Below are 23,166 nucleotides of genomic sequence, written 5' to 3'. Positions count from 1 at the left end.
GATCACGTGCGTCGCGAAATGTTCACGCCCGATCACGAGGCGTTTCGGGAACTGGTGCGAGGTTTCGTCGAGAAACGCATTGTGCCGAACTACGCGGATTGGGAACGCGCCGGGCGGATGCCGCGCGAGATCTTCACCGAGATGGGCGAACTCGGCCTGCTCGGCATCGCGCTGCCCGAGGAGTACGGCGGTGCGGGTCTGCGCGACTACCGCTACAACGTGGTCCTGCAGGAGGAGGCGGCCCGCGCCCTGGTGACGCTCGGGACCGTCCGCACCCAGCTCGACGTCATCCTGCCCTACTTCCTCGAGTATGCGAATGCGGCGCAACGCGAGCGCTGGTTCCCCGGCCTGGCCGACGGATCACTGCTCACCGCCATCGCCATGACCGAGCCCGGTACCGGCTCCGACCTGGCCGGGATGCGCACCAGCGCGGTCCGCGACGGCGACCACTACATCCTCAACGGAGCCAAGACCTTCATCACCGGTGGATTGCTCGCCGATCTGGTGATCGTCGTCGCGCGCACCGCCACCGACCCCGAAAACCGCAGGGCCGGACTCACGCTGCTGGTCGTCGAGGACGGGATGCCCGGCTTCGAGCGCGGCCGGGAACTGGAGAAGATGGGCTGCAAGGTGCAGGACACCATGGAGCTGTCGTTCACCGATGTGCGGGTGTCGGTGGCCAACCGGCTGGGCAAGGAGGGCGCGGCCTTCGGCTATCTGGGCCACAACCTGCCCCAGGAACGGCTCACCGTCGCCGTCGGCTCGGTCGCGCATGCCCGTGCGGCGATCGGCGCGACCGTCGAATACACCAGGGAGCGTAAGGCTTTCGGTACGCCGGTCGCCTCGTTCCAGAACACCAAGTTCGAGCTGGCGGCGCTGTCCACCGAAGTCGAGGCCGCGCAGACCATGATCGACCGGGCCGTGGCGGACCTGGTCGACGGCGTGCTCTCCGGCGCCGACGCCGCCCGGGTGAAACTGTTCTGCACCGAGGTACAGGCCCGCACCGTCGACCGCTGCCTGCAACTGTTCGGCGGCTACGGCTACATGATGGAATACCCGATCGCCCGCCTCTACGCCGATGCACGCGTGGCCCGCATCTACGCCGGGACCAGCGAGGTGATGAAGATGATCGTCGCCAGGGACCTCGGCCTGTCCTGACTGCACACGAAAGCGCCGGAATCGCTGTTCGGAGCTCCTGACAGGTTCTGTCGGGTACCGACGAGTCCCGTTGTAGCGCAGCGTATTTCCCCGTGCCGGTGCCATAGATCGTGGCGGCGGCAATCCCGGCGACCCGTCGCGCCGGGGGTGTCGCAGTAGAGCGCGACCGCGTCCTGCCGTTGCGGCATCAGCTGTGAGGCACGCGGATCTTCCGGTACCGTCTAGAACGAGGGTGAGCAGGGGGGTTTGTGGGATCACAATCCGGCCACCCCGGAACAAATCGACCCCGACCATCGAATCGAGCTGACCGAGAACGGGTTGCGCGCGGAGATGGGTGCGCCACATCGTGAACATTACTGATACGCGACCGGTGGGAAGAAGGTTCGGTTCCAGCGGGCGGGCCTGGTCGGTGATTGCCCTCTGCGCAATGCTGCTCGTCGCTTGTGGCGCCACGGTGAATACCGTCGACCAGCTAGCTGGTGGGGCCACGATTCCAGTCGGGGTGATGTTCGACGCCGATGTGACGATCGCGCGCGCGGACGTCACGGTTAGCTGGCGTGTGGACAATCAAAGTACCAAGGAATTGATAGTCCCAATACTGGTCTCGCATAAGGGCATGGCGCCTGAGGGGAACGCCTATGTTGTCCCGGCAGGCGACTTCATCGAAATCGCAGAGCGGCTCTTCGGCTGGCCTGACGAAGTCGAGGAAATGGCAGTTGCGCCGTCCGTGGGTGTACTGCGCGTCCGCCCCGGCACCACAGAATCGCGAACCATCCGGGTGCCTCGTCCGTTCAAGCCCTACCACCCTTTCGGGGGCGGCTTCGACGACGGTCCACCCACATTGCCGTCCCGCCCGGCGGGCGTCGTCTTCTGTCTCGGCGTCGTGCCAGAGCCATACCCGCCTCCCCTGAAACTCGACACGGCGAAGGGCGTCGAGTTTGTGGCCCATGGGTGGGACGCACAGCAGCACCGCTTCTGCACGGACCCGGCGGCTCTCGGGTGATCACCGCGATGTGATCTTCGGTCCCACCCGGAGCCGACCGGATGTAGCGCTTGAGGAAAGGGCTCACTGTTTGCGAACCATCCGGCGCTTTCGAGTTACCTCAGGCGGTTGGGGCGTACCCGAGGATGCCCTTGATCTCGACGTAGTCGTCGAAACCGAAGGCACCCCATTCGCGGCCGTTGCCGCTCTTGCGGAAACCACCGAACGGGCAGTGGAAATCGAACCCGTCGTTGATCGAGACATACCCGGCCCGGATGCGGTGCGCCACCGCGCGCGCCTGCTCGAGGTCGGCGCCGGCGACATTGCCCGCCAGCCCGTACTCGGTGTCGTTGGCGATCTCCACCGCGTGGTCGATGCTGTCGTAGGCCAGGATCGTCAGCACCGGACCGAAGATCTCCTCGCGCGCGATCGTCATGTCGTTGGTGACGTTCGCGAATACCGTCGGCTTGACGTAGTAGCCCTTCGTCAGCCCGTCCGGGCGGCCGGTGCCGCCGACGACCAGGGTCGCGCCCTCGTCGATACCGCGCTGGATGAGCCCCTGGACCTTGTCGAACTGCGCCTTCGACACCACCGGGCCGAGGGCGACCTCGGTGGTCGGATCGCCGACGGTCAGCTGCTCGGCGGCTGACTTCGCCGCCGCGATCGCCTCGTCCATGCGGGCGCGCGGCACGAGCATCCGGGTCAGCGCGCTACAGGTCTGACCGGAGTTCATCATCAGCGGACCGATGCCCGCCGCGACATTCGCCGCGAACTGCTCGTCGTCGAGCACGATATTGGGGCTCTTGCCGCCGAGTTCCTGGGTGACCCGCTTGACGCTGGGCGCGGCGGCGCGGGCCACCTCGATCCCGGCCCGGGTGGAACCGGTGAAGGAGATGACATCGACCTCCGGGTGCGCGGCCAGCGGCGCGCCCACCCCGGGCCCGTCACCGTGGACCAGGTTGAACACGCCCGCGGGCACCCCGGCGGCGTCGAGCACCTCGGCGAAGATCTGCGCGCTGAACGGCGACTGCTCTGAGGGCTTGAGCACGACCGTGCAGCCGGCGGCCAACGCGGGGAACACCTTCACCGCGATCAGGCTCAGCGGCCAGTTCCACGGCGTGATCAGCCCCGCGACGCCGATCGGCTCGCGGGCGATCAGGGTGGCCCCGCGCTGCTCGGCGAACGGGTAGTCGCGCAGCACCTCGATCGCGGTATCGAGATGTCCGGCAACCAGATTCAGCTGGAACCCGTTGGCCAGCGCCGCCGGGGCGCCCATCTCGGCGGTCAGCGCGGCCGCGATGTCGCCGCGGCGGCGTTCGAACTCGGCCCCGATCTCGGTCAGCACGGCGAGGCGGTCGTCGACCGAACTCGCCGACCAGTTCGGGAACGCGCCGCGCGCGGCGGCCACCGCCCGGTCGATATCGGCCGCGGTGCCCGCGGCGACGGTGCCGTAGACCTTTTCGGTGGCCGGGTCGACGACCTCGAAGGTCGCGGTGCCGACGGGCTCGATCCACTTGCCGCCGACATAGAACGTGGAGATATCCGGCATGACTACTGGGTTCCTTCCGCGTACCAGGTGCGGAACTCGTCGTAGGAGGGCATCTCCTCGGAGTTCGCCTTCGGGTCGACGGCCACGTGGATCACGCCTGGTCTGCCACTGGCGTAGGCCCGTTTGATCGCCGGCGCGATGTCCTCCTCGCGCTCGACGTACTCGCCGTAGCAGCCGAAGCCCTCGGCGACCTTGTCCAACCGGGTTCCGGTGCCCCAGTGCACGCCGGTCTCCAGCGAGCCCTGCCCGAAGGTGCGTTTGTACACGCCGACCTCGAGGCCCCATGCGTAGTCCACCGCGACCACCGAGACCAGCGGAAGGTTCAGGCGTACCGCGGTTTCCAGTTCAGCGATCTGGAACTGGAACGAGGAGTCGCCGGAGATCAGCATCACCGGGCGTTTGCGGCCCTCGGCGACCGAGGCGCCGACCGCGTAGGGCAGGCCGGTGCCGAGGTGGCCGAAGTTCTGGTTCCAGATCACGTCGTGCGGCTTGGCCTGGGAGTAGGTCCAGCCGAAGATCGTGGTGGCGCCGCCGTCGCGGACCATGATGCCGTCGGCGGGAAAAGCCTTGGTGGCCTCCACGATCAGCCGCGCCGGATGCACCGGGGTGCGCCCGGACGGCGCGGTCTCGGCGAGTTCGGCCAGCCGCGCGGCGTCCTGCTCGATCCAGCCGGCCAGCTCCGGGGTGGCCGTGCGCGGGGTGTCACGCAATGCCTCGACCAGCTGGGGCACGACCGCGCGCAGATCGCCGACCAGCGGCACATCGATGGACCGGTTGACCCCGATCGCGGTCGGATCCTGTTCGATCAGAATCCATTTCCGGTTCGCCTCGTTCGCCACCCAGTGCCTGCCACGCCCGTAGTGCACCGGCTCACCGAGCTCCGTGCCGATCGCCAGGCACAGATCCGACTGCACCACGGCCTCGACCGCCGACGGGGAGAAACCGTACGGGAAGGTGCGATCCTCGAGACCCTCGATGTAGGAGGTGCCGCCGGAGGTCTGGATCACCGGAACCGCCAGCAGCTCGGCCAGTTCCCGCACCGACGCCCCGGCGCGGGCGGTGTGCGCACCGTGACCGACCAGCAGGATCGGCTGCTTCGCCGCCCGCAGCAGGTCGACCGCCTCGGCGATCTTGTCCGCGCCCGCCGTCTGGCCGACCAGGCGATACCCGGACGGTGGCAGGGGAGCGGGCACATCCAGTTCTTCGAGGATGACGTGCGAGGGGTATTCGATATAGACCGGGCCTGGCGTTCCGGTGAGTGCCTTGCGCAGGCCCTCGCGGATGATCTCGTCGGTCTGGTCGGCGTATTCGATGCTGGCGCTGTACTTCACCGAGTTCTCGAACAGCGCAGCCTGTTTGACGAACTGGATGCGGCCGCGACGCACCCGCTGCTCGGTGATCCGGGCGCGCTGACCACCCAGGAAGATCACCGGCGAGTTCTCCACCTTCGCGCACATCATCGCGCCGGCGAGATTGGCGACGCCGGGCCCGAGGGTGCCGATGCACACCGCCGCCGTGCCGGTCATCCGGGAGACCGCCTCGGCCATGAAACCGGCCGATTCCTCGTGATGCGGTGCGATGACGTTCCAGCCGCGTTCCTCCGCGAGATGGAACATGTGCACGAAGTTCGGATCCGGGATACCGAAAATCGTGGTGATGCCTTCGGCTTCGAACAGCTGAAGGATCCGTTCATAGACCTTGACCGACATGCCGGTGTGCCTCCGTCACTAGCGCGAAACTCTTCCTGAGGTGATCTGTGTGACCGGCCGGAACCGGCGGCAGGATCCACGAGTCCGTGGTGTCACGGATCGCGTCGATCTGCTCGCCGACCTGCTCGATCGTCCACGAGGGCCGATGGACCCCCGGGGTTTCGGCGATATAGGCCCGGCCCACCCGTCCGGCGACGGCCACCAGCATCTCGCCGGTGATCGAGCAGGATTCGTGGGCGAGCCACCCGACCGCCGGGGCGGTGAGTTCGGGTCCCATCGGCGGATAGGCGGCGGTGTCGAGTCCGTCCGCCAGCCGGGTCACCGCGGCGGGCACGATGACATTGCTGGTGATGCCCGAGTCCGCGCCCTCGAGCGCGACGACATTGGACAGCCCGATCATGCCCGCCTTGGCCACCGCGTAGTTGGCGACGCCCTTGTTGCCGTAGAGCCCGCCGATCGAGGAGGTGAGCACGACGCGGCCGTACCCGGCCTCGGCCATGACCGGAAAGGCCGGGCGCACCACATGGAACGCTCCGCGCAGGTGCACATCGAGCACCGACTCGAAGTCCGCGTAGCTCAGCTCGCGCAGGGTGCCGTAGCGGACATTGCCCGCGTTGTGCACCAGGATGTCGAGCCGCCCGAAGTGCGTCAGCGCGGCGTCGACGATCGCGCGCCCGCCCTCGGGCGTGGCGACGGACTCGCCGCATGCGACGGCTTCGCCACCCGCCGCGCGGATCTCGGCCACCACCTCGGCGGCGGGATCGCCCTCGACGGTGTCGCCGCGGACACTGCTGCCCAGATCGTTGACCACGACCTTGGCTCCCCGCGCGGCCAGCAGCAGCGCGTAGGCCCGGCCCAGACCGCGCCCCGCGCCGGTGATCACGGCGACACGATCGTCGAATCGCAACGTCATCTGCTCAGCTCCAGACCGGGCAGGTCCCCGCTGTCGCGCCACGCCCGCAGGAGGTCACCGAAGGCGTAGAAGCCGGGCCAGTACGGTTCGCCGAGGTGCGAGCGGATGGTCTGCTCGCCCTCGTTGTTGTAGTAGCCGGGCGTGCACTCCCGCTGGAAAGTGCTGTTGTCGACCGCGGTTTCGCGCACCGTGGTCACCCACTCCCGCACCGCTTCGGCGGTGGGCTCGACCGTGGTGGCCCCGGTGTCGACGGCCCGCTTCAGGATGTAGGCGATGTGCTCGGCCTGCTGGTCGAACATGTCGGTGGTGCTCGCGGTGACTCCGCCCTGGAGGAACCCGGTGAAGAAAAGGTTCGGGAAGCCGCGGGTGGTGAGGCCGTGCAAGGTCTGATAGCCCGCGCCCCAGTGCTCGTAGAGGGACAGCCCGTCGCGGCCGGCGAACGGCGCGATGCCGAAGCGGCGGTCCAGATCGGTGGTGATCTCGAAGCCGCTGGCGAAGATGATGCAGTCCACCGCGTGCTCGACGCCGTCGGCGACGATGCCCCGGGCCGTGATGCGCTCCACGCCTTTGGTTTTCGCGACATCGACCAGGGTCACGTTGTCGCGGTTGAAGGTGGGCAGGTACTGGTCGTTGAAACACGGCCGCTTGCACAGGAACCGGTAGTACGGCTTGAGCGCGGCCGCCGTGGCCGGATCGGTGACGATCTCGTCGACGCGCCTGCGCACGCGCTCCATCGCCTTGTAGTCCTCGATCTCGCGCAGCTCCAGGAACTTCTCCGGCGTCAGCGTCGCCCACCCGCCGGTGGCGCTGAGATGCGCCTCCAGGTTGCGGCTGACCTCGGTCCAGCCGTCGCAGATCAGGTCGGCCTGGCCCGGGGTGAACGCCTCGAACGCGGCGGTGTGGAAGTTGCGCTTGCGCTCGCGGGTCCAGCCCGGCTGCACCGAGGCGGCCCACTCCGGATCGGTCGGCACGTCACCGCGCTCGTAGACATAGGAGGGGGTGCGCTGGAAGACGTAGAGGTGCTCGGCGGTCTCGGCCAGGTGCGGCACGATCTGGATGCCGCTGGCGCCGGTGCCGATCACCGCGACCTTCTTGCCCGCGAGCTTGTCCAGCCCGCCCCGCATACTGCCGCCGGTGTACTCGTAGTCCCAGCGCGCGCTGTGGAAGGTGTGGCCGGTGAACTCTGAGATACCGGGGATGCCAGGCAGTTTGGGCTTGTTGAACGGGCCTTGCGCCATGATCACGAAGCGGGCGCGCAGGTCGTCGCCGCGGTTGGTGCCGATGCGCCAGCGGTCGAGCTCGTCGTCCCAGCTCAGTGATTTCACCAGCGTGCTGAAGATCGTGCGGCCGTAGAGGTTGTAGTGCTTGCCGATGCGCTGCGCGTGCTCGAAACACTCGTCGCCGCGCGCGTACTTCTCGGTCGGCATGTAGCCGGTTTCCTCGAGCAGCGGCAGATAGGCGTAGCTGTCTGTGTCGCACTGGATGCCGGGATACCGGTTCCAATACCAGGCACCACCGAAATCGCCGGCCAGCTCGATGATCCGGAAGTCGGTGACCCCGGCCTCCTCGAGCCGGGCGGCGGCGAGCAGACCCGCCCAGCCACCGCCGAGGATCGCGATGCCGATGTCGTCGGTGATCGGTTCCCGGGGAACGACTCTCGTGTACGGGTCGCCCTCGTAGAAGTCGGTGAAGCCGTCGTCGGTCACCAGGTACTGACCCTGGCCCTCGGTGCGCACGCGCTTGTCGCGTTCGGCGAGGTAGACGGCCCGGAGTTCCTCGACATCGACGTCGGGGGTCTGCGTGGGTGCGCAGTCGCTCATGCGGATTTCCTTGCTGGAGGGTGATTCACGCGAGATCACGGGGAGCGCCGGTGTCCATGTACCGGGCGAGGTTGTGGTGCAGGTTGACCACACTGCGTTCGCGATAGGGATTGGGCTTGGGGCCGGAGAAGCCCCGCGATTTCATGCCCTGCTGGACCGCGGCCATATTGTCGAAGTCCTGCGGCAGCACGGTGCGCCAGCCGGGGTCGCCGACCGGGGTGTACTCCCATTCGGTCTGCGGCTCTTCCCCTTCCGGGAACAGCTCGAAGACCGCGGCTTCGAAGATGCATTTGTCCGGATCGGTGCCGTAGGGGCGGAACCGGTAGCAGAGCATGTTGTTGACCGCGTGCCCGATCTGGAAGTTCGGGAAGATCTGCCAGGCGGTGCCACTCTGGGCGACGATGTCGGGTTCGACCTTGGGCCAGTCGACGCCGCGCGCCTGGTCCTCGGCCCTGGCGGTTTCGAGCCAGTAGCGCAGCACCTGGTCCGACGGGGTGCCCTCGGGCAGTTCGTCGATCAGCCGGTTGGCCACGTCCACCAGGGTGCGGGTGGTGTTGGTGTTGGCGTTCTCCCAGGTGAAGTTCTGCAGCTGAGCGGTGGAGACCCGGGCGTCGGCGCCGCCACCGACGCGCAGCTTGGCCTGGTTCTCCTCCATGCCCTTCGGCGCGTCGTAGCCGATATTGCTGTGCTTGCCCTGCGCGCGGGCCCAGCCCAGGAAGGAACCGAAGTTCGAGAACTCCGGGTGGGTGTAAGGGACGTGGTAGGTCTCCATGAACGCCTCGAAGGCGACCTTCCAATTGCAGTCGAAGGTCAGCCATTTGCGCCACCGGTAGCGCATCTTCTCCAGCTCGAAGTGCTCGAGCAGGCTCGCGGCGGGCTCGAGATAGTCGCGCAGCGATTCGCAATCGGGGTCCATGGTGATCCAGACCCAGCCGCCCCAGGTGTCGACCCGCACCTGCTGGAGTCCATCGTTGCGGTCGGTGAGACCGCACGGCCAGTCCTCGCGTTCGGCGACGAAGGTGTTGCGACCTTCGAGGTCGTAGCGCCAGCCGTGGAAGTTGCAGGTGAACTGGCGGGCCTGCCCGCGACCGTCGTGCGCGCCCGGGGGAGTGTCGACGAGTCGGCGGCCTCGGTGCGCGCACACATTGTGGTAGGCGCGCAGGGTCTCGGGCGTGGTACGGACGACGATGATGGAGTCGGCGGCGATCTCGTAGGTCAGGTAGTCGCCGACCCGGGGGATCTCCTCCACCCGGCAGACCTGCTGCCACACCTTGGCCCACAGGCGGTCACCCTCGGCCCTGGCGTACTCCGGGGAGATGTAGGCCTCGACGCCGATCGTCATCGGGGTCGACAGCGGGTCGGCGGTGGGATCGGTGGTGTTCTCGGCGGTTTCGGTCATGACATCCTCCTGATGCACACCGTGGTTCGTCAGCGGGTGATGGCGGCGCGGAAGTCCTCGTTCTCGAGGAACAGCGAGGTGTGGTCACCGCCCAGATGGGTCCAGCGCAGATTCAGGCCGCCGTCCACGAGCAGCGTCTGGCCGGTGAGATAGGTCGACAGGTCCGAGAGCAAAAACAGGATCGGGCCGGCCTGTTCTTCCGGCTGACCGCGCCTGCCCATGGTGATGGCGCGCCTGTCGCGGTCGGGGTCGGTGCCGACGTAGGCCCGTGAGGCCGGGGTCTCGGTGACGCCGGGGGCGACGGCGTTGACCCGGATACCGTCCTGGGCCAGTTCCACGGCCAGCGTCCGGGTGGCGGCCACGAGTGCGGCTTTGGCTGTGCCGTAGGCGATGTGGAAGGGCGCGGTGTTCATCCCGCTGATCGAGGAGACCGAGACGATCGACCCCGGGCTGCCCTGCTCCCGCAGCGCCCTGGCCACCCCCTGGCTCATGAAGAACATGGTCTCCAGGTTCTGGGCGAACAGCGCGCGCCAGTCCTCGCGGGTGACGCGGGTGGCGGGCATCCAGGTGGCGGGATCCGCGCCGCCTGCCACGTTCACCAGCCCGTGCAGACTGCCGGGCAGGTCGGCGACTCGCTCCAGGACCTTCGTGATCCCCTCGTCGGTGCCGGCGTCGGCGGCGACCGGGATCACCGAAAGTCCTTCGGCCGCGAGGGGATTGATGTGGGTGTCGAGGTTGTCCTTCGATCGGCTCACCGCTACCACGGTCGCCCCGGCGGTAGCGACCAGGCGGGTGACCGCCGTGCCGATGCCACCGCCGCCCGCACCCGAGACGATGACGATCCTGTCCCGCAGACCCAGGCCCTCGAAGCCCGCCGCCGCGCTCATGCCGGTGGCCGCAGCGCGAGCACGCTGCCCTCGGCGTCGGCGGAGAGGTAGACGGTGCCGTCGGGCCCGGCGGTGATGCCCGCGAACGGACCCATCGGGCCGGAGAACGGTGGCGTGCCGAGCAGCGGCTTGGCGACCACGCCTTCGGGTACGCCCACCGGCAGGTTCGCCGCGAGCACGCTGCGAACCTTGGTCGCGAGGTCGAACTCGATCAGTGCCTTGAGGCCGACGTCGACGATGAGCAATCGGTTGCCGCGCACCAGGATTCCGTGCGGTGTGTCCAGTCCGTCGACGACGGTGTCCACGCCGCCGCTGCCGATCGAGACGACCCGCCCACTGCCGGACTCGGAGACCAGCACGGTGTCGTCGGGGCCGAGAGCCACGCCGAGCGGGCGATCCAGGCCACTCGCCAGCACCTCGACCGTGCCGCCGCGCAGCGAAAGGACACGGCCCGCACCGAATTCGGCGGCCACGACGGTGCGGTCGGCGGTGGCGGCGATGCCGTAGAGCTGGTCGAAGCCCTCGGCCAGGACCTCGGTGACCGGCTCGGGACCCGGCCGGTAGGAGGCGATCTCGCCCGAGGAGGTGGCCACCAGCAGTTCGCCGGGGCCCACGGCGGTCACGCCGCGCACGTAGCCGGGAGTGTTGAGGCTGAACAGCGAGGCGACCTGAGTCAGCCCGGCGTCACCGAATGCGTAGAGGTAGGTGCCGTCGGCGACATAGAGGGTGCCGTCGGGGGCCACGGTCAGATCCAGCGGCCACATGAGGCCGCCTTCCAGGATCGACTCGGTCGCGCCGCCGGCGAGGATCTCGGTGATCTCGCCGGTGAAGCTCGACACGAACAACCGGTTGCCGACGAAGGTGCAGTTGTCCAGGCCGGGCGCCAGCGCGGCCAGTACCTGCCGCTCGCCGGTCCGCGAGTCGATCCGCAGCACCTCGCCGGTGCCGACCTGGGTCGAGACGAGGAACCCCTCGGCATCGAACTTGACCGAGTCGGGCACGCCGAGATCGCCGATAACACGTTCGGGTTCGCCGCCGTCGGGATCGATGCGCCAGATGTCGTTGGTGCCCATGACCGGGTAGTAGAGGAGTCCGTCGGGGCCGAACTCCATGGCATTGGGCATCGGCAGGTTGTCCTGCAGCACGCGCGGGGCGCTGCCGTCGAGCGGCAGCTCCATCAGCCGCCCGCCGACCCGGCACTCGTTGACGAACAGCCTGCCGTGGTGGAAGGTGATGCCGTTCGCGCCAGGCAGGTCGTCGCGCAGTACCCGCGAGGTGCCGTCGGTGTGGCGCACGCTGACACGGGCGTCCATGTATTCGGTGGCGATGAGATTGCCCTCGGTGTCGAAGGCGAGGTCGTCGGGGGCGACGATGTCGCCGCCCTTGGCGCTGACAGTCTCGAGCTCGCCGGTGGTGACATCGAGCGCGCTGATCTGGCTGCCCGCCACCTGCGCGACGTAGATGCGGTTGTCCGCGCCGGTCCGTAGGCCGTTGGCGCCGAAGAGGCGGCTCGGTGGCGTGAGTCGGCGCAGGCTCCAGCCCTCGGCGACGGTGAATGGTGTCTCGCTGCGGTAGCGCGCCCCTCGGGTCACTGCGGGGCCCTCCCCTACGGTCGGATCAGTGGGTGTTGCGGGTCACGGTACGTCAATCCTCATAATGATTGCAATACTGGATTTGCTCAGTGAAACCCCTGTTCAGCGTGCCCTTCGCGGATGCAGGCACGGCTGTATGACGAGGCGCTCCGAAGTGATGATGCGGTGCCACGAGGGCGGCGATCGAGATCGGGCGGGCTCGCCGGAAGGGAAGGGAACTAGATATGCAAGAACGTGAGAATTAGATTATCCAAGATGGGGTACCGGTGGGCCGGTATTCGTGAATCCACTGGTACGGGGGATGTCCCGGCTCAGATTCGGGTGCTCGGCCGCATCCGCGTCGTCGGCCGGGCGCCCTGCGGCGACGCGCTGATCATGTCGGCGTCGTACCGTTCGAGCACCAGGCTCTGGGTGGCCGAGAGGTGGCTGCGGTAGAGCCGCTCGGCCTCGGCGGCGCGACCGGCCTCGATCTCGCGCGCGATCCGGCGGTGGGTGCGCACGGCCGCGTCGGCCTGCTCGCGGGAGGGGTACTCGCCCTCCCTGGTGAGCTCGACCGCCCAGGCCTGCTCCTGTGCCGACCACAGGGTGACCAGCGAACTCACCATGTAGCGCACGGTGAGATTGGGCGTGTGGGTCACGATCAGATCGTGGAATTCCCTGGCGGTGTGGGTGAATTCGGCGCCGTCGTCGAGCAGTTCGGCGGACTTCTCGACGTTCTCGAGCAGGGCGGGCACCACGGTCGTCGCCCGGTCGGCCCGGCCCGCGCACGCGGCCGCGCACAGGGGTTCGAGCATGCGCAGGCCGGCGGCCAGATCTCCGAGCGTCACCCGGGCGCCCTGCAGGGCGAGGCCGAGGTGATAGGCGGCCGAGGACTCGTCGGGCCGATGCACCTCGGCGCCACCGACATTGCCGCGGCGAACGGTGACCAGGCCCTCGGTCTCCAGGATGCGCAGCGCCTCGCGGATCGACGGGTAGCTGACGCCGAAGTCGTGGACCAGCTGGTCCTGGGTGGGGAGCCGGTAGTCCGCGTCGCCGGTGAGAATGCGGGCGCGCAGTTCGGCGGCGACCGTCTCGGCGATGCGGCGCTGCGGGACCCGGCCCCGGCGTGGGGCGGTCATGCGGCTCGCCTGTCGCGCACTGCAGCCCGGGTCGTCGTCTCCGCCATGGGCGGCAGTCTAGTCGGGGCGTCGTTGACCCAACAAATATTGCTATCCTTATGAGGATTGAAGTACCGTGCGTCGTATGGACTTCACCATGGGCGAAGCCGCAGCGGGTCTGCGCAGCGAGCTCCGGCAGTTGATCGCCGCGGAGGTTCCGGACGATTTTCTCGGCGCGTTCACCGACGACCCCGCGGACCTGGCGACAGCGCAGAAATTCTGTGGCGTGCTCGCCGATCGTGGATTGCTCTGTGCGGCATGGCCACAGCGTTTCGGCGGGCAGGGCGCATCGATGTGGGAGCAGACAGTGGTGCGCGAGGAGATGTGGGCACACCACGAACCGCGTGGCGCGCAGTACATGGGCGTCAACTGGGTCGGGCCCACCCTGATGCGGCACGGCACCCCCGAGCAGCAGCGGCTGCACCTGCCGCCCATCGCGGCGGGCGAGGTGATCTGGTGCCAGGGCTTCTCCGAGCCGGACGCCGGGTCGGACCTGGCCTCGCTGCGCACGACCGCGCGCCCCGACGGCGACGGCTGGCGGATCACCGGGCAGAAGATCTGGACCTCCTACGCCACCATGGCGCAGTGGTGCTTCCTGCTCGCCCGCACCTCGACCGGTGGCCGTAAACAGCAGGGACTCACGGTGTTTCTGCTGCCCATGACGGCACCCGGTATCGAGGTCCGCCCGATCCGCTCCATGCTCGGGCCGCATCACCTCAACGAGGTCTTCTTCGACGACGTGCCGGTCGGCCCGGCCGACGTGCTCGGCTCCGTGGACGCGGGCTGGGCCGTGGTGCAGGAAGTGCTGGCCTTCGAACGGGTCGGCATAGCCCGCTACGCCCGCTGCGAACGGCTGCTGCACCTCGCGCCGACCGCGCTCGGTGAACGCTGGGACACCCTGTCACCTGCCCTGCGCGGCCGGTGGGCGCGTGCGCTCACGCGTGCGCGGCGGGCCCGGCTGCTGGCGTATCAGGTTGTCGCCCTGCAGAACACGGGTCGCGTGGCGCCCGGCGACGCCGCCACCTACCGGATCGCGGTCACCCGGCTGGACCAGGAGAGCGCCGCGCTGCTCACCGAACTGGCCGCCCACGTACCCGACGAAGACGGCGCACGCCGGAACTTTCGCCGCGCCGTCGACGACCACTGGCGCTACGCGAACGCCGCGACCGTGGCCTCGGGCAGTGTCGAGATGCAGCAGATCCTGCTGGCCCGCGCGTTGCTGTCGGGAACGCGACGATCCGGGGCGGCCGCGTGAGTGCGGCCGCGCTACCACCAGGGGGCGACATGCAGCTCGAATTGTCCGGCGAGGCTGCCGAATTCGGCATTCAGGCACTCCGCGCGCTGCGCGCGGCGGGCGGTGACGACCTCGTTCAGCTGGCGGAGGCCGACCCGACGATCCGGGACACGATGATCGCGCCCGTTTTCGAGCGGCTGGGCGCATGGGACCTGAGTCCCCGGCGCGACCCGATCGAACTGGAAGCGGCCGCCGCCCTGTGCCGCAGCGCGGGCTACTGGGCCGTCCCGTATCCGGTGGCGGAGCGCCTGTCCCGCGCGGACGACCTCGACGCCGACGCCCTCGTCGTGGTGGCCGGTCCGGAGCCCGCCGCCGCGATCGACGGCCTCGACCTGCGCGTCGTCGCGGTCGATCCGGCAGGCCGACGGTGGACCGCGACGGCTCGACCCGAGGGAACCCCCGCCGGGTTCGGCGCGGGTGCATACGGGCAGGTCGCCGACTCGTCGGTCGGCGCGGAATCCGCTGTGTGGACCGGAAACGGCGCCGGTGGTGAGCGGTTCACCGGGCCGGGCGTCGACGGAGCGGCTTCGGCGGGGAACGACGCGTGGGCCGACGGGGAATCCGGTGCGCGGGTGGGCTCGGGAGCCATCGAGGAGGCCGGCGATGGACGTCCTGGTGGAATCTCGGTGCGGGCTGGTGCGGCCGGACGGTCCGGTGGCGGGACGGGTGGGGAGTTCGCTGTCCGGCTGGGTGGTGGGTCCGGGGGCGAGTTCGCTGTGCGGCTCGGTGGGGGATCCGAGGGGGTGGCCGTAGGACGGTCCGGCGTGGGAACGGTGGCGGGGATCGTTGCCGCGACGGGCGGGCGGACTCCGCGGGAGACCGCATTTGTGACGCCGATTGCGTTGCGTCCCTTGGACACTCGCGGTGAGGGCGACCTGGCTCTGGCGTTGGTGCTGCCGTGCTGGACGCTGCTCGGGATGCTGGACCGCGCCATGGAACTGGCGGGCGACCACGTGCTGGTGCGCGAGCAGTTCGGGCGGCGGCTGGCGGATTTCCAGTCGGTGCAGTTCCAGCTGACCGATGGTGAAGTGGAGCGCAAGGGCGTCGAAATGCTGGCCAGATACGCGCTGTGGAGTGTCCAGACCGGGCAGCCCGGCGCGGTCGCCGATGCCCTCGCCCTGCGGCTGGCCGCCCTGGAGGCCGCCGAGATCGTCTTTCGCGTCGCGCATCAGGTGCACGGTGCGGTCGGATTCTGCGACGAGACGACCCTGTCGTGGCTGTCGCGGCACAGTCTGCCGCTGCGGCGGCTGCCGCTGGGGATCACCGGCACCGAGGACCTGCTCACCCGTCGGATCGGTGCCCGCGGGCTGGCCGGTCCGTTCTCCGATCCCCGAGGAGCGTGACGCCGTGGACCCGCTGCCACCCGGACTCACCGTGACCGCCGACGGCCCGGTCCGCATCGTGTTGATCGACCGGCCCGACGCGCTCAATGCCGTGAACGCCGACCTGCACCGTGCGCTGGCCGAGGTCTGGCGTCACCTGGCCGCCGACACCGAGGCCAGGGTGGTCGTACTCACCGGCGCCGGAAGAACTTTCAGCGCCGGTGGCGATCTTGACTGGATCACCTCCTTCCTCGACGACCCGGTGGCCAGGGACGAGAGCATCCGCGAAGGCGCGCAGATCATCGAGGAGATGCTGCGCTTCCCGCTGCCGGTGATCGCCGCGGTGAACGGCGCCGCGGTCGGCCTCGGCGCGAGCATCGCCGTGCTCTGCGATGTGGTGCTGATGTCGGAGCGGGCGTATCTGGCCGATCCGCACGTCGCGGTCGGGTTGGTCGCCGGTGACGGTGGCGCCGCCTTCTGGCCGCTGCTCACCCCGATTCTGCGCACCCGCGAATACCTCTACACCGGTGACCGGATCGACGCCGCCACCGCCGTCGACGTAGGCCTGGCCAGCCGCGTGGTCGCCACGGACGCGCTCCTGCCCGAGGCGCTCGCCCTCGCACACCGCATCGCTGCCCAGCCACCCGAAGCGGTGCGCGGCACCAAGCGCGTCGTGAACATGTACCTCAGCCAGGCGCTGGCGGGCCCGATGCAGGCGGGCTTCGCCGCCGAGATCGTCTCCATGCAGACCACCGAGCACCGCGATCGCCTGCTCGCCCTGCGTCAGCGGGCCCGATGACGCCAGCGGAGGCAACGGGTGCGTGCCCGGTGGCACCGGCGGATGCGGTGGATGCGCGCCCGGTGGCACCGGCGGATGCGGTGGATGCGCGCCCGGTGGCACCGGCGGATGCGGTGGATGCGCGCCCGGTGGCACCGGCAGATGGGGTAGATGCGCACGCGATGGCACCGACCGACCTGGCGGGAGTGAGCGATCGGTGGCCCGCTGACCTCTCGGAATTTCGCGAGCACGTCCGGCGCTGGTGCCGCACCCAGCTCCCCGGGGACTGGCGGCAGACCCAGCTCGGTGCGTCCGACGCGGAATTCGTTCGGTTCCAGCGGGAGTGGTTCCAGCGGCTGCGGGCCGCCGGGTTCGCGGTGCCGCACTGGCCCGCGGAGTACGGGGGCGGGATGCCGGTCGGGCATCAGATCGTGCTGTACCAGGAGCTGGCCGCGCACGACGCGCCGCGGCTCGTGCTCGCCTTCGTCGCCATCCATCACGCGGCCGCCACCCTGCTCGCGGCGGGAACCCCCGAACAACGCGCGCGGCATCTGCCCGCGATTCTCGACGGGGAGATCTGGGTGCAGGGATTCTCCGAACCCGACGCGGGTTCGGACCTGGCCGCGTTGCGGACCTCCGCCGTCCGTGACGGCGACGACTGGGTGATCACCGGCCAGAAGGTGTGGGCCAGCGGCGCGCAGTACGCGGACTGGTGCCTGCTGCTGGCCCGCTCCGACCCGTCCGCGCCTGCGCGACAGGGGATTTCGTACTTCCTGCTCGACATGCGCAGCCCCGGCATCCAGGTGCGCCCCATCCGTCAGGCCACCGGCGAATCGCACTTCTGCGAGATCTTCCTCGATCAGGTGCGAGTGCCCGCGAGTGGACTGATCGGCGCGGAGAACGCCGGCTGGCAGGTCGCCCAGCGCACACTCGGCGCCGAACGCGGACTGACCATGCTCGAACTGGCCGAGCGGCTCGGCAATGCCGGATTCCGCATGCTGCTCGCCGATGCCGCCCGCCCCGGTCCCGGCGGCCGGGCGCTGGACGATCCGGTGGTGGCCGATCGCCTCGCCGAACTGGAGATCGAACTCACCGGCCTGCGCGCGCTGTGCCGCGACCTGGTCGAACGACACGAGGCGGGCACGGTCGGTCCGGCGGATGCCTCGATCGTGAAGCTGTACTACAGCGAGCTCCTGCAACGGATGACCGATTTCGGCGCCGAACTGGGCGGCGTCGACGCCCACACGGTGCTGCGCAAACCGATGTCCGGCGGCTGGGAGTCCGGCGCCTGGGTCCTGGATTTCCTCGGCTCCTGGGAATGGACCATTCCCGGCGGCACCAGCGAGATCCAGCGGACCATCATCGCCGAGCGTGGCCTCGGGCTGCCACGGGAGCCGGCGGGGGAGAAGCGATGACCGACTTCGCCGAATTCCACGACGACCTGCGCGCCCTCGCCCGGGACCTGCTGGCGAAATCGGCCGGCGATCCGGTGCCGTGGGCCACCGTCACCGAGGCCGGCTGGCCGGGGTTGGCGGCACCAGTCGAGTTCGAGGGTGCGGGAGCCACTTTCGCCGAGGTAGCGGTGTTGCTCGGCGAGGTGGGCCGGGCCGCTGCCGTCACGGCGCTGCCCACGGTGCTGGCACTGTCGGTCCCGGCGCTTGCCGATGTCGCCGCGGATGACGCGCGCGACACCGTCTTCCGTGACACGGTCGCGGGGCGCACCGTGCCCGTACTGGTCCTCGACGCAGGCGGCGACACCGACCCGGCCTTCGCCCTGGAATCCGGCCCCGCCGGACCCGTGCTGACCGGGTCGGCGGCCTTCGTGCTGGACGCACCGGCTGCCGATCTGCTGCTCGTCCCGGTGCGGGCCGGCGCGGGGGACCGATTGCTCGTCGCGGTCGCGCCCGGCACCACCGGATTGGCGATCGCCCCGAGACCACTGGTCGATGCCACCCGCTCGGCCGCCGCGGTGACCGCCGACCGGGTGCTCGTCCACGCCGTGTGGTCGTTTCCGGATCACAGCCCACCGGAGGTGCTGCGCGCGCGAGCCGCCGTCGCGGTGGCTTGCGACTCGCTGGGTTCGGCCGAAGCCATGCTGGCGGCGACCGTCGCCTATGTGCGGGTGCGCGAACAATTCGGTCGCCCGGTCGGCTCGTTCCAAGCGGTGCAGCACGCCTGCGCGGACATGCTGGTGCAGGTCACTGTCGCCCGGCACCTCGTCGATGCGGCAGTCCGGGCGCTCACCGAGGGGACAGCCGACGCGATGATCGCGGCGGCGGCGGCGAAGTCGTACACGAGCACGGCGGCGGTGCGGGTAGCGGGCGCCGCGCTGCAATTGCACGGCGGATTCGGCTACACGTGGGACAGCGGTATCCACGTCCACCTCAAGCGGGCGACCTTGAACCGCGCGCTCTTCGGCGCACCGTCGGCGCACCGAAGGACGCTGGCCGCCCGATATCGGTAGCTCCCGCGGATCACCCGGACCATCGGATCGGCAGGGTGATCGACGCCACGATCCCTATGCAACTGGTTGCATAGGGATCGGTGTGCGCCTTATCGTTCAGGAACTGACGTACGCCCGGCGGCTCGACCGCCGGTCCGTCCTGCTTTCGGAGGATTCAATGGCACTGCCCCTGCAGCTTTCCGGCCGCCTGTCCCTGCCCGTGGTCGCGTCGCCGATGTTCATCGCGTCGGGTCCCGAGCTCGTCATCGCCCAGTGTCAGGCCGGGATCGTCGGATCGTTTCCGGCGCTGAACGCGCGGCCCGCGTCGCTGCTCGGCGACTGGCTCGATCGCATCGTCGAGGAGAACGCGGCGTACGCGGCGGCGAATCCGGAGGCCGTGGTGGCGCCGTTCGCGGTCAATCAGATCGTGCACCGCTCCAACGATCGGCTCGAGCAGGACATGGCGGTCATCGTCGAGCACCAGGTGCCGATCGTGATCAGCTCGCTGGGCGCGCGGACGGAGATCAACGACGCGGTGCACTCCTACGGCGGGCTCGTGCTCCACGACGTGATCAACAACGAGTACGCGCGCAAGGCGATCGAGAAGGGCGCCGACGGGCTCATCGCGGTCGCCGCGGGCGCCGGCGGGCATGCCGGGACCCAGTCGCCGTTCGCGCTGATCCAGGAGATCCGCACCTGGTTCGACGGTCCGCTGCTGCTGTCGGGCTCCATCGCGCACGGCCGGTCGATCCTGGCGGCCCAGGCCGCCGGCGCCGACCTGGCCTACATCGGCTCGGCGTTCCTGTCCACCGCCGAGGCCAACGTCGTGCCCGGCTACCGGCAGATGGTCGTCGACTCCACCGCGGCCGACATCGTCTACAGCAATCTGTTCACCGGCGTGCACGGCAACTACCTGCGCGGCAGCATCGTCGCCGCGGGCCTGGACCCCGACAACCTGCCCAAGTCGGACCCCTCGCAGATGAACTTCGGTTCCTCCGGCACCGACGCCAAGGCCTGGCGGGATGTGTGGGGCGCGGGCCAGGGCATCGGCGCCGTCACCGAAGCCGGGACCACCGCCGAACTCGTGGCGACTCTGCGCAGGCAGTACGAGCAGGCCTGCGGCGATCTCGCGTCCACGGTCGGACACCTCGCCGGTGCGGTGGCACCGGCGCGTTAGCGGGCGCGCCACCGTCGCGAAGTTCCGGCGGCGCCGGTATCGGGCCGCCGGAACCTGCGTGGTCTCGCGCTAGGTCGCGAGCCGGGCCGCGGCCAGTCGGCGCAGCTCGGCGGACTTGATCTTGGCGCTGCCGGTGAGCGTGAATTCGTCCTCGCTGTAGAGCAGGACGTGCCGGGGTACCTTGTAGCTGGCGAGTCGTTCGCGCAGAAAGGCGCGGATCGCCTCGCCGTCGAGGGCGGTATCCGTCTGCGGGACGACGCAGGCCACCACGACCTCGCCGAGAGTGTCGTGCGGAATGCCCACCGTGCGGCCGACTTTCACGCCGGGACAGCGGTTGAGCTCCTCGTCGACCTCGAGCGGGGAGACATTCGCGCCACCGGTCTTGATGATGTCGGTGAGCCGGCCTTCCCAATACAGCCGGCCGAGGTCGTCGAGGTAGCCGCCGTCACCGGTGTGGAAATAGCCGTCGGCATCGAGGGTTTCATCCAGGGGGATGCCGACGTAGCCGAGCATCAGGGTGGGGCCCTTGACGCAGATCTCGCCGCTCGCACCACGGGTCAGGACGGTTCCGGTGAGCGGGTCGACGATCTTGATCGTATTGCCGGGCAGCGGTTCACCGCTGCTGCCCGCGATCGTGTCCTCGGGAGTGCAGGCGGCGAAACAGGTGGTGATGGTGAAGGTTTCGGTATTGCCGTAGGCGTGCCCAGGTTCGGTCCAGGTCGTGGTCACCGTGGGATGGCGGGCGGCGGGATAGTCGACGTCGACGAATCGCAGCGCGCTCAGATCCGCCGTCGCCCAGTTGGGTGCGCCTTCGAGCTGGGCCCACTGATGCGGCCAGGCGACCGGGAAGTTCACCCGCTCGGACTGCATCAATGCCAGTGCTGCCCCGCTGTCGAAGGTCGACTGGAGAATCAGCGACCCGCCCGCGGCCAGGGTGGAACCCAGCGCCTGCCCGAAATTGCCGGACCAGAAGAAGCCGTTGGCGGTCCAGCAGCGGACATGGTCGTCCGGGCCGAATCCGAACATCCGCCGGAAACGCCACATCTGGATGGTGACCCCGCGATGCGCGCTGCGAATTCCCTTGGGCTTGCTCGTGGTACCGGAGGAGAAGAACAGCACCGCGGTATCACTCGGCTGCACCGTGGCGGCGGCGGCCTCGACGAGTGCAACCGGCTCGGATTCGCCGCGGGCCACGAACGCGTCCCAGCTCTCGATCGCGCCGCCGTCCACGGGCGCGCCGACGACGGCGAGGTGGCGCAGGAACGGATAGGCCGCCGACCGCACGCCACCGGGCGCCGCCGTGCCGAGCGCAGGCTCCAGATCGGTGAGTACCGTCGCGAAATCCGTTCTGGCGACGGCGCGTTCGAACAGCAGGACGGAAACACCGGACAGCCGCAGCAGGTGCTCGAGCTCCGTGGGCGTGGAGAAGGTACTCAGCGCGACCGCCACGCCACCGGCCAGGGAGGTCCCGAACACGGCTGCCAGCCATTCCGGCCGATTGGTCATCAGCACACCGACCCTGGTGTCCTTGCCGACCCCGGCGGCGCGCAGGGCGCGCGCCACCGCGACGGACCGATCCCATAGCTCGTCGTAGGTCCAGCGGGTGACACCGGTGTCGTCGTGGAAGACGAGCGCCTCCCGATCGCCGTACCGCTGGGTCACCTCGCGCAGGAATCCGGGGAGGGTCAGCGTGCCCAGTCCTGGTTCCTCGGCCAGCGGTGGCCCGGACGCGACGGCCAGGCCCGCTACTTTCTCGGTCATCGTCGACCTTTCCGTTCTCTGCGCCGGCTCAGAGCGGCAGTTCGACCTCGGCGACGCACTGCACGAGCGTGCCGGAGTTCTGGTCGGTGAGCGTCAGTTCCACCTGGACCAGGGGGACACCCCAGGTCGAGTGGGCTTCCTTGCCGATGATCTCGGCATCGAAATAGGTGACGTCACCCTCGAAGGCGGGCAGCCGGAAATCGGCTTTGGTGTGGCGCACCATGCCGTCGTTGCCCGCCCAGTACGCCAGATAATCGGTGCACCAGGCGCCCATCGTCGCGCCGTACCCATAGGCGCGGGCCATGCCGACCTCGCCTGCTTTATCGGCGTCGATGTGGCCGCGGGAGGGGCCGACATAGAGACCGTCACGCAGCCGCGGATCGATCTTGGCGCCCTCTTCGTCGAATCCGAAACCCTCGGTCCAGCCGGGATCCTGATACACCCACGGATCCGCGATCCCCTCGGGCGCGACCCAGCCGAACGTGCCCCAGATATTGAAGAGGAAGGCGCGGTATTCGGTGGTGAAACTCGCGATGGAATGCGGTCCGATCACGCGGCGCGGCAGTTTGTCGCCGACTTTCACTTCGTCGAAACGCGGGGAGACCCCGAGGCGATTGGAATGCAGCCATTCGGTCCGCACGGCGTCGACCTCGGACAATTCGGCAGCGGTCCAGCGTTTGATCTCGCCGGCCTGGTTGTCGTACATGCCGCGCTTGGTCGCCTCCTCGGCGAGGTAGCGGATGGCGGTCGAACGCTCACGGGCGACGAGGACACCGTGCTGATTGCGATGGGTGGTGTCGCCGCGCGAGAACATGGTCGGCCCCGCGAATTTCGTCTCCGCGACCTTGTAATCGTGGAAACGGCGCTGCTGGAACAGGGTGTCGCCGGGACGCACCGGCGCGCCGTAGAACCACCATTCCTCACCGCCGAAGATCAGGTGACTACCAGGGATGCGACCGACACACGCGGGAGCCGCGCCGTGCCCGTAATCGAGTGCGACCGCCATGGATTGGGGTGCGATCAGCCCGCCGTACCGGGATTCCCTGGCGAATTCCTGATCCCAGTGCAGCGGATTGGGGTAGTCCATCGCCATGACCCAGCGGCGGATATCGGAGGAGCTGCACGGATCCCACAGCTGACCGCCGCCGATCGGGGTGCCGACCCGGTGCTCGACATCGCTGAGGTCGAGTTCGACGGCGGCGGTGCGCTTGTTCGTGGCCACGGA

Annotated in this window: 18 protein-coding genes and 1 pseudogene; 9 read left to right on the top strand and 10 right to left on the bottom strand. The window is 69.1% G+C overall.

What is annotated here, in order from left to right; translation table 11 throughout:
• Positions 1-6 precede the first annotated feature (6 nt).
• The 3 genes from ACFVAV_RS13090 (at position 7) to ACFVAV_RS13080 (ending at position 2,161) form a co-directional block, all read left to right on the top strand.
• Positions 7-1,158, top strand: a complete 1,152-nt coding sequence (locus ACFVAV_RS13090; protein WP_379034364.1) for an acyl-CoA dehydrogenase family protein — start codon at positions 7-9, stop codon at positions 1,156-1,158.
• Between the two features lie 246 nt (positions 1,159-1,404).
• Positions 1,405-1,518: a M91 family zinc metallopeptidase gene (locus ACFVAV_RS13085; RefSeq protein WP_379034362.1), complete on the top strand. Its 114-nt coding sequence runs from the start codon at positions 1,405-1,407 to the stop codon at positions 1,516-1,518.
• 67 nt (positions 1,519-1,585) lie between these two features.
• A complete protein-coding gene (locus ACFVAV_RS13080; protein ID WP_379034360.1) occupies positions 1,586-2,161 on the top strand; it encodes a hypothetical protein in 576 nt (191 codons plus the stop codon).
• A gap of 100 nt (positions 2,162-2,261) precedes the next feature.
• Here the strand turns inward: ACFVAV_RS13080 and ACFVAV_RS13075 are convergent, their stop codons facing one another.
• The 8 genes from ACFVAV_RS13075 to ACFVAV_RS13040 form a co-directional block, all read right to left on the bottom strand.
• Entirely contained in the window at positions 2,262-3,689 is a 1,428-nt protein-coding gene (locus ACFVAV_RS13075) for an aldehyde dehydrogenase family protein (RefSeq protein ID WP_379034358.1), read from the bottom strand.
• 2 nt (positions 3,690-3,691) lie between these two features.
• Entirely contained in the window at positions 3,692-5,398 is a 1,707-nt protein-coding gene (locus ACFVAV_RS13070) for a thiamine pyrophosphate-binding protein (RefSeq protein ID WP_379034356.1), read from the bottom strand.
• The gene (locus tag ACFVAV_RS13065; protein WP_379034354.1) at positions 5,379-6,311 is read right to left on the bottom strand and encodes an SDR family NAD(P)-dependent oxidoreductase; all 933 of its coding nucleotides are present in this window, start codon (positions 6,309-6,311) and stop codon (positions 5,379-5,381) included. The genes ACFVAV_RS13070 and ACFVAV_RS13065 overlap by 20 nt, the downstream gene beginning before the upstream one ends.
• Complete coding sequence (locus ACFVAV_RS13060) at positions 6,308-8,131, bottom strand: flavin-containing monooxygenase (protein WP_379034352.1); 1,824 nt, start codon at positions 8,129-8,131, stop codon at positions 6,308-6,310. Before ACFVAV_RS13060 ends, ACFVAV_RS13065 begins: the two co-directional genes overlap by 4 nt.
• 25 nt (positions 8,132-8,156) lie before the next feature.
• The gene (locus tag ACFVAV_RS13055) at positions 8,157-9,530 is read right to left on the bottom strand and encodes an SRPBCC family protein (RefSeq protein ID WP_379034350.1); all 1,374 of its coding nucleotides are present in this window, start codon (positions 9,528-9,530) and stop codon (positions 8,157-8,159) included.
• Positions 9,531-9,559: 29 nt separating this feature from the next.
• Complete coding sequence (locus tag ACFVAV_RS13050) at positions 9,560-10,417, bottom strand: SDR family NAD(P)-dependent oxidoreductase (protein ID WP_379034348.1); 858 nt, start codon at positions 10,415-10,417, stop codon at positions 9,560-9,562.
• On the bottom strand, positions 10,414-12,009 hold the full coding sequence (locus ACFVAV_RS13045; RefSeq protein ID WP_379034345.1) for an SMP-30/gluconolactonase/LRE family protein: 1,596 nt from the start codon (positions 12,007-12,009) through the stop codon (positions 10,414-10,416). Before ACFVAV_RS13045 ends, ACFVAV_RS13050 begins: the two co-directional genes overlap by 4 nt.
• Before the next feature lie 311 nt (positions 12,010-12,320).
• On the bottom strand, positions 12,321-13,127 hold the full coding sequence (locus ACFVAV_RS13040) for a FadR/GntR family transcriptional regulator (RefSeq protein WP_379034343.1): 807 nt from the start codon (positions 13,125-13,127) through the stop codon (positions 12,321-12,323).
• 124 nt (positions 13,128-13,251) lie between these two features.
• Between ACFVAV_RS13040 and ACFVAV_RS13035 the strand changes: the two genes are divergently transcribed.
• The 6 genes and pseudogenes from ACFVAV_RS13035 to ACFVAV_RS13010 all read left to right on the top strand — a co-directional run bounded on the left by ACFVAV_RS13035 (position 13,252) and on the right by ACFVAV_RS13010 (position 20,180).
• Positions 13,252-14,421, top strand: a complete 1,170-nt coding sequence (locus ACFVAV_RS13035; protein ID WP_379034341.1) for an acyl-CoA dehydrogenase family protein — start codon at positions 13,252-13,254, stop codon at positions 14,419-14,421.
• 854 nt (positions 14,422-15,275) lie between these two features.
• Positions 15,276-15,803, top strand: a pseudogene (locus ACFVAV_RS13030) (acyl-CoA dehydrogenase family protein); the annotation flags it as partial.
• A gap of 4 nt (positions 15,804-15,807) precedes the next feature.
• Positions 15,808-16,581, top strand: coding sequence for an enoyl-CoA hydratase/isomerase family protein (locus tag ACFVAV_RS13025; protein ID WP_379034339.1), 774 nt, complete (start codon positions 15,808-15,810; stop codon positions 16,579-16,581).
• Between the two features lie 161 nt (positions 16,582-16,742).
• Entirely contained in the window at positions 16,743-17,975 is a 1,233-nt protein-coding gene (locus ACFVAV_RS13020; RefSeq protein ID WP_379034337.1) for an acyl-CoA dehydrogenase family protein, read from the top strand.
• Complete coding sequence (locus ACFVAV_RS13015; RefSeq protein ID WP_379034335.1) at positions 17,972-19,024, top strand: acyl-CoA dehydrogenase family protein; 1,053 nt, start codon at positions 17,972-17,974, stop codon at positions 19,022-19,024. The genes ACFVAV_RS13020 and ACFVAV_RS13015 overlap by 4 nt, the downstream gene beginning before the upstream one ends.
• 157 nt (positions 19,025-19,181) lie before the next feature.
• On the top strand, positions 19,182-20,180 hold the full coding sequence (locus ACFVAV_RS13010) for an NAD(P)H-dependent flavin oxidoreductase (protein ID WP_379034333.1): 999 nt from the start codon (positions 19,182-19,184) through the stop codon (positions 20,178-20,180).
• A 69-nt stretch (positions 20,181-20,249) separates the two neighbouring features.
• Here ACFVAV_RS13010 and ACFVAV_RS13005 read toward each other — a convergent pair whose 3' ends face one another.
• Complete coding sequence (locus ACFVAV_RS13005) at positions 20,250-21,941, bottom strand: class I adenylate-forming enzyme family protein (protein ID WP_379034331.1); 1,692 nt, start codon at positions 21,939-21,941, stop codon at positions 20,250-20,252.
• A gap of 28 nt (positions 21,942-21,969) precedes the next feature.
• Complete coding sequence (locus ACFVAV_RS13000) at positions 21,970-23,163, bottom strand: MaoC family dehydratase N-terminal domain-containing protein (protein WP_379034329.1); 1,194 nt, start codon at positions 23,161-23,163, stop codon at positions 21,970-21,972.
• Between the last annotated feature and the right edge of the window lie 3 nt (positions 23,164-23,166).

It is taken from the genome of Nocardia sp. NPDC057663, assembly GCF_042799895.1.
GTDB lineage: Bacteria > Actinomycetota > Actinomycetes > Mycobacteriales > Mycobacteriaceae > Nocardia.
This window is presented reverse-complemented; position numbering and strand designations above follow the sequence as displayed.